This window comes from Streptomyces sp. NPDC058459 (genome assembly GCF_042721685.1).
Taxonomy (GTDB): Bacteria; Actinomycetota; Actinomycetes; order Streptomycetales; family Streptomycetaceae; genus Streptomyces.
This window is the reverse complement of sequence record NZ_JBHXLV010000291.1, coordinates 1-5,932: the sequence shown is the minus strand read 5'-3', so window position 1 is coordinate 5,932 and position 5,932 is coordinate 1. Positions and strand designations below refer to the sequence as shown.

Below are 5,932 nucleotides of genomic sequence, written 5' to 3'. Positions count from 1 at the left end.
CAAGTCGTGCGGGCCTCTTCGCTGTTCCTGTGACGTTCCCCTCAGCCGATGCTCCCGACGGGTTTGACCTGCGTCACTGTCGGGGTAATCTACTCGGCTCGATTGGCCATGGGGGTACGCCATATGGCAGACTGTCGGAGTTGCTCGGTCGAGCGTTGATGCTGCGCGCCTCCCGCCGGGAGGACCGGAAGCGAGTCCCACAGTACTCGTCAACCCCTCGCGGGTTGGACGTACGGGAATCTTCCGGGAAGTGTGAGCGCAACGCCGGCCAGGCGCCCGGTGGGCCTTCCGCCCCCGGCCCGCGGTTCCGGCAGGGCCGTGTGCATTCCCTGGAGGGATGTTCCAGTGATGGGCATCCTTGTTAGCGGCAGTGCGACACGCCCGACCGCGTGGGTCGGAGAGAAGGCAGTGTGAGACCGCCGGGTTCCGGAGCGTAAGAAGAGACAGGACTACTGAGTAGCCATGGCGGGACAGAAGATCCGCATTCGGCTCAAGGCCTACGACCACGAGGTCATCGACTCCTCGGCGAAGAAGATCGTCGAGACGGTGACCCGCACTGGTGCGTCGGTCGCGGGCCCGGTGCCGCTGCCCACTGAGAAGAACGTGTACTGCGTCATCAAGTCGCCGCACAAGTACAAGGACTCGCGCGAGCACTTCGAGATGCGCACGCACAAGCGCCTGATCGACATCCTCGACCCGACGCCCAAGACCGTTGACTCCCTGATGCGACTCGACCTTCCGGCCGGTGTCGACATCGAGATCAAGCTCTAAGGGCCGGTGATCTGAGAATGGCTAAGCAGATCAAGGGCATCCTGGGCGAGAAGCTCGGCATGACGCAGGTGTGGGACGAGAACAACCGTGTTGTTCCGGTCACCGTCGTCAAGGCCGGCCCGAATGTCGTGACCCAGGTCCGCACGAACGACGTCGACGGCTACGAGTCGGTCCAGATCGCCTTCGGCGAGATCGACCCGCGCAAGGTGAACAAGCCCCTCAAGGGCCACTTCGCCAAGGCCGACGTGACCCCGCGCCGCCACCTGGTGGAGCTGCGTACCTCCGACGCCGGCGAGTACACGCTGGGTCAGGAGATCACTGCCGAGGTCTTCGAGTCGGGCGTCAAGGTCGACGTCACCGCGAAGAGCAAGGGCAAGGGCTTCGCCGGTGTCATGAAGCGCCACAACTTCAAGGGTGGCAAGGCGTCCCACGGTGCCCACCGTGTGCACCGCATGCCCGGTTCCATCGGTGGCTGTGCCACCCCCGGCCGTGTCTTCAAGGGCATGCGCATGGCGGGTCGCATGGGCAACGAGCGGGTCACCACCCAGAACCTGACCGTTCACGCCGTTGACGCGGAGAAGGGCCTGCTCCTCATCAAGGGCGCGGTTCCTGGTCCGAACGGCGGCCTCGTCCTGGTCCGCACCGCGGCCAAGGGGGCCTGAGGACTATGAGCACCATTGACATTCTGTCGCCCTCCGGCGACAACGCCGGGACCGTAGAGCTCCCGGCCGAGATCTTCGACGTGGAGAAGATCAGCGTTCCGCTGCTTCACCAGGTCGTCGTCGCGCAGCTGGCCGCCGCCCGCCAGGGCACGCACAAGGTCAAGCGCCGTGGCGAGGTCCGCGGTGGCGGTAGGAAGCCCTACCGTCAGAAGGGCACCGGCCGCGCGCGCCAGGGTTCGACGCGTGCGCCGCAGTTCGCCGGCGGTGGCGTCGTCCACGGTCCCACCCCGCGTGACTACTCGCAGCGGACCCCCAAGAAGATGAAGGCCGCGGCCCTGCGCCACGCCCTCACCGACCGGGCCCGCAACGCCCGTATCCACGTCATCACCGGCGTGGTCGAGGGTGACACCCCCTCCACCAAGGCCGCGAGGAGCTTCCTCGGCAAGGTCAGCGAGCGCAAGAACGTGCTCCTGGTCATCGAGCGCTCCGACGAGGCCGCGCTGCTTTCCGCGCGCAACCTGCCCCAGGTCCACATCCTGGAGCCGGGCCAGCTGAACACGTACGACGTTCTCGTCTCGGACGACGTGGTCTTCACCCAGGCCGCTTTCGAGTCCTTCGTGTCCGGCCCGAAGGCCAATGACACCGAAGGGAGCGAAGCCTGATGGCTACGCGCCACCCGAGCATCGCCTCGAAGGCCGCCAAGGCCGCCAAGGCCGCGCGCGTCGCCAAGGCGAAGCGTCACGCCACCGAGGGCAAGAAGACGGTCGAGACCCCGCTGAGCAAGTCCTTCACGGACCCCCGTGACGTGCTGCTCAAGCCGGTCGTCTCGGAGAAGAGCTACGCGCTCCTCGACGAGGGCAAGTACACGTTCATCGTCGCCCCGAACGCCAACAAGACCCAGATCAAGCAGGCCGTCCAGGCGGTCTTCGAGGTCAAGGTCACCGGGGTCAACACGATCAACCGCCAGGGCAAGCGCAAGCGCACGAAGACCGGTTTCGGTCAGCGTGCCGGCAGCAAGCGCGCGATCGTGACCCTCGCTGAGGGCGACCGTATCGACATCTTCGGCGGTCCGACCGCCTGACGGCGGTCTGGATCGTCCGATATCGGACGAGGACTGAGAAATGGGAATCCGCAAGTACAAGCCGACTACGCCGGGCCGTCGTGGCGCCAGCGTCGCCGACTTCGTCGAGGTCACGCGGTCCACGCCGGAGAAGTCGCTGGTCCGCCCTCTGCACAGCAAGGGCGGCCGTAACAACGCCGGTCGTGTGACCGTTCGCCACCAGGGTGGCGGACACAAGCGCGCCTACCGAGTGATCGACTTCCGTCGTCACGACAAGGACGGCGTGCCGGCGAAGGTCGCGCACATCGAGTACGACCCCAACCGCACCGCGCGCATCGCGCTGCTGCACTACGCGGACGGCGAGAAGCGCTACATCCTCGCCCCGCGCAACCTGCAGCAGGGTGACCGGGTGGAGAGCGGCCCGGGTGCCGACATCAAGCCGGGCAGCAACCTGGCCCTCCGCAACATCCCGGTCGGTACCACGATCCACGCGATCGAGCTCCGTCCCGGTGGCGGTGCCAAGTTCGCCCGCTCCGCCGGTGCTTCCGTGCAGCTGCTGGCTCGTGAGGGCGCCATGGCGACCCTGCGTATGCCGTCCGGCGAGATCCGCATGGTGGACGCGCGCTGCCGCGCCACCGTCGGTGAGGTCGGCAACGCCGAGCAGAGCAACATCAACTGGGGCAAGGCGGGCCGTAAGCGGTGGCTGGGCGTTCGCCCGACCGTCCGTGGTGTGGTCATGAACCCGGTTGACCACCCGCACGGTGGTGGTGAGGGCCGGACCTCCGGTGGTCGCCACCCTGTGTCCCCGTGGGGCAAGAAGGAAGGCCGTACTCGTTCGCCCAAGAAGGCGTCGAACAAGTACATCGTCCGCCGCCGCAAGACGAACAAGAAGCGCTAAGGACGGGTTGAGATGCCTCGTAGCTTGAAGAAGGGGCCCTTCGTCGACGACCACCTCATCAAGAAGGTGGACGCCCAGAACGAAGCCGGCACCAAGAACGTCATCAAGACCTGGTCCCGTCGCTCGATGATCGTCCCGGCGATGCTGGGTCACACGCTGGCGGTGCACAACGGCAAGACGCACATCCCGGTGTTCGTCACCGAGGCGATGGTCGGTCACAAGCTCGGCGAGTTCTCGCCGACGCGCACCTTCCGCGGCCACGTCAAGGACGACCGGAAGTCGAAGCGCCGCTAGCAGCGGATCGCATTCAGACACGTAAGTAACTGAGAGGGACAACCATGGAAGCCAGGGCCCAGGCGCGGTACATCCGCGTTACGCCCATGAAGGCCCGCCGCGTGGTGGACCTTATCCGTGGCATGGACGCCACGGAGGCTCAGGCTGTTCTGCGATTCGCTCCGCAGGCAGCCTCCGTGCCGGTCGGCAAGGTGCTCGACAGCGCCATCGCCAACGCCGCGCACAACTACGACCACACCGACGCCGACAGCCTCTTCATTTCCGAGGCGTACGTCGACGAGGGCCCGACCCTGAAGCGGTTCCGGCCGCGCGCACAGGGCCGTGCCTACCGGATCCGCAAGCGGACCAGCCACATCACCGTGGTCGTCAGCAGCAAGGAAGGAACCCGGTAATGGGCCAGAAGGTAAACCCGCACGGGTTCCGGCTCGGTGTCACGACCGACTTCAAGTCGCGTTGGTACGCCGACAAGCTGTACAAGGACTACGTCAAGGAAGACGTGGCCATCCGTCGCCTGCTGACGCAGGGCATGGAGCGCGCGGGCATCTCCAAGGTGGAGATCGAGCGCACCCGTGACCGCGTCCGCGTGGACATCCACACCGCGCGTCCGGGCATCGTCATCGGCCGCCGTGGTGCGGAGGCCGACAAGATCCGCGGTCAGCTGGAGAAGCTGACGGGCAAGCAGGTCCAGCTGAACATCCTCGAGGTCAAGAACCCCGAGACGGATGCCCAGCTGGTCGCTCAGGCCGTCGCCGAGCAGCTGTCCTCGCGTGTCTCCTTCCGTCGCGCCATGCGCAAGAGCATGCAGTCGACGATGAAGGCCGGCGCCAAGGGCATCAAGATCCAGTGCGGTGGCCGCCTCGGTGGCGCCGAGATGTCCCGCTCGGAGTTCTACCGCGAGGGCCGTGTGCCCCTGCACACGCTCCGCGCGAACGTGGACTACGGCTTCTTCGAGGCCAAGACGACCTTCGGCCGCATCGGCGTGAAGGTCTGGATCTACAAGGGCGATGTCAAGAACATCGCCGAGGTCCGCGCCGAGAACGCCGCGGCCCGTGCGGGTAACCGCCCGGCCCGTGGTGGCGCCGACCGCCCGGCCCGTGGTGGCCGCGGCGGCGAGCGTGGCGGGCGTGGTCGTAAGCCGCAGCAGGCTGCCGGCGCCGAGGCCCCCAAGGCCGAGGCTCCCGCCGCCGCCGCTCCGGCTGAGAGCACCGGAACGGAGGCCTGACCGACATGCTGATCCCCCGTAGGGTCAAGCACCGCAAGCAGCACCACCCGAAGCGCAGCGGCATGGCCAAGGGCGGCACGCAGGTTGCGTTCGGCGAGTACGGCATCCAGGCGCTGACCCCGGCGTATGTGACGAACCGTCAGATTGAAGCGGCTCGTATCGCCATGACCCGCCACATCAAGCGTGGCGGCAAGGTCTGGATCAACATCTACCCGGACCGTCCCCTCACCAAGAAGCCTGCCGAGACCCGCATGGGTTCCGGTAAGGGTTCGCCGGAGTGGTGGATCGCCAACGTCAAGCCCGGACGCGTCATGTTCGAGCTGTCGTACCCCAACGAGAAGATTGCGCGTGAGGCCCTCACTCGTGCGGCTCACAAGCTGCCGATGAAGTGCCGGATCGTCAAGCGCGAGGCAGGTGAAGCGTGATGTCGGCCGGTACCAAGGCGTCCGAGCTGCGCGAGCTGGGCAACGAAGAGCTTCTTGCGAAGCTCCGCGAGGCCAAGGAAGAGCTGTTCAATCTCCGCTTCCAGGCGGCGACCGGGCAGCTCGAGAACCACGGCCGTCTGAAGGCGGTCCGCAAGGACATCGCGCGGATCTACACCCTGATGCGCGAGCGTGAGCTGGGCATCGAGACGGTGGAGAACGCCTGATGAGCGAGAAGAACGTGACTGAGAACGCAGAGGCCCGCGGCTTCCGCAAGACCCGCGAGGGTCTCGTCGTCAGCGACAAGATGGACAAGACCGTCGTCGTCGCCGTCGAGGACCGCGTGAAGCACGCGCTGTACGGCAAGGTCATCCGCCGTACGAACAAGCTCAAGGCTCACGACGAGCAGAACGCCGCCGGCGTCGGCGACCGTGTCCTCCTCGCGGAGACCCGGCCGCTGTCCTCGACGAAGCGCTGGCGCATCGTCGAGATCCTCGAGAAGGCCAAGTAATTCCCGTCAGGGAATTCCTTTCGCAAGGTATTCCTGCGGGACAATCCGCAGGACAGTTCCGCCAGGCTCGGCCGGGGTCCGTAACAGGACCC

At 66.4% G+C, this 5,932-nt stretch carries 11 protein-coding genes; all 11 read left to right on the top strand.

Annotated features, from left to right (window positions below):
• The first annotated feature begins 462 nt into the window (after nt 1-462).
• The 11 genes from rpsJ to rpsQ are packed head-to-tail and all read left to right on the top strand — an operon-like array spanning nt 463 to nt 5,840.
• Nucleotides 463-771: a 30S ribosomal protein S10 gene (gene rpsJ / locus ACFWN1_RS30940; protein WP_003948644.1), complete on the top strand. Its 309-nt coding sequence runs from the start codon at nt 463-465 to the stop codon at nt 769-771.
• Nucleotides 772-788: 17 nt separating this feature from the next.
• Entirely contained in the window at nt 789-1,433 is a 645-nt protein-coding gene (gene rplC / locus ACFWN1_RS30935; RefSeq protein WP_384369293.1) for a 50S ribosomal protein L3, read from the top strand.
• A 5-nt stretch (nt 1,434-1,438) separates the two neighbouring features.
• Entirely contained in the window at nt 1,439-2,095 is a 657-nt protein-coding gene (gene rplD / locus ACFWN1_RS30930) for a 50S ribosomal protein L4 (protein ID WP_164187147.1), read from the top strand.
• On the top strand, nt 2,095-2,514 hold the full coding sequence (gene rplW, locus ACFWN1_RS30925; RefSeq protein ID WP_384369290.1) for a 50S ribosomal protein L23: 420 nt from the start codon (nt 2,095-2,097) through the stop codon (nt 2,512-2,514). The genes rplD and rplW overlap by 1 nt, the downstream gene beginning before the upstream one ends.
• A gap of 40 nt (nt 2,515-2,554) precedes the next feature.
• On the top strand, nt 2,555-3,391 hold the full coding sequence (gene rplB, locus ACFWN1_RS30920; protein WP_384369287.1) for a 50S ribosomal protein L2: 837 nt from the start codon (nt 2,555-2,557) through the stop codon (nt 3,389-3,391).
• A 12-nt stretch (nt 3,392-3,403) separates the two neighbouring features.
• Nucleotides 3,404-3,685, top strand: a complete 282-nt coding sequence (rpsS, locus tag ACFWN1_RS30915; protein WP_361348271.1) for a 30S ribosomal protein S19 — start codon at nt 3,404-3,406, stop codon at nt 3,683-3,685.
• A gap of 44 nt (nt 3,686-3,729) precedes the next feature.
• Complete coding sequence (gene rplV / locus ACFWN1_RS30910; RefSeq protein WP_003974262.1) at nt 3,730-4,077, top strand: 50S ribosomal protein L22; 348 nt, start codon at nt 3,730-3,732, stop codon at nt 4,075-4,077.
• Complete coding sequence (gene rpsC / locus ACFWN1_RS30905) at nt 4,077-4,907, top strand: 30S ribosomal protein S3 (protein WP_384369284.1); 831 nt, start codon at nt 4,077-4,079, stop codon at nt 4,905-4,907. Before rplV ends, rpsC begins: the two co-directional genes overlap by 1 nt.
• Nucleotides 4,908-4,912: 5 nt before the next feature.
• Nucleotides 4,913-5,332, top strand: a complete 420-nt coding sequence (gene rplP / locus ACFWN1_RS30900) for a 50S ribosomal protein L16 (protein WP_030811678.1) — start codon at nt 4,913-4,915, stop codon at nt 5,330-5,332.
• Nucleotides 5,332-5,556, top strand: coding sequence for a 50S ribosomal protein L29 (gene rpmC / locus ACFWN1_RS30895; RefSeq protein ID WP_007494763.1), 225 nt, complete (start codon nt 5,332-5,334; stop codon nt 5,554-5,556). The genes rplP and rpmC overlap by 1 nt, the downstream gene beginning before the upstream one ends.
• Nucleotides 5,556-5,840, top strand: coding sequence for a 30S ribosomal protein S17 (gene rpsQ, locus ACFWN1_RS30890; RefSeq protein WP_030811683.1), 285 nt, complete (start codon nt 5,556-5,558; stop codon nt 5,838-5,840). The genes rpmC and rpsQ overlap by 1 nt, the downstream gene beginning before the upstream one ends.
• Nucleotides 5,841-5,932 lie beyond the last annotated feature (92 nt).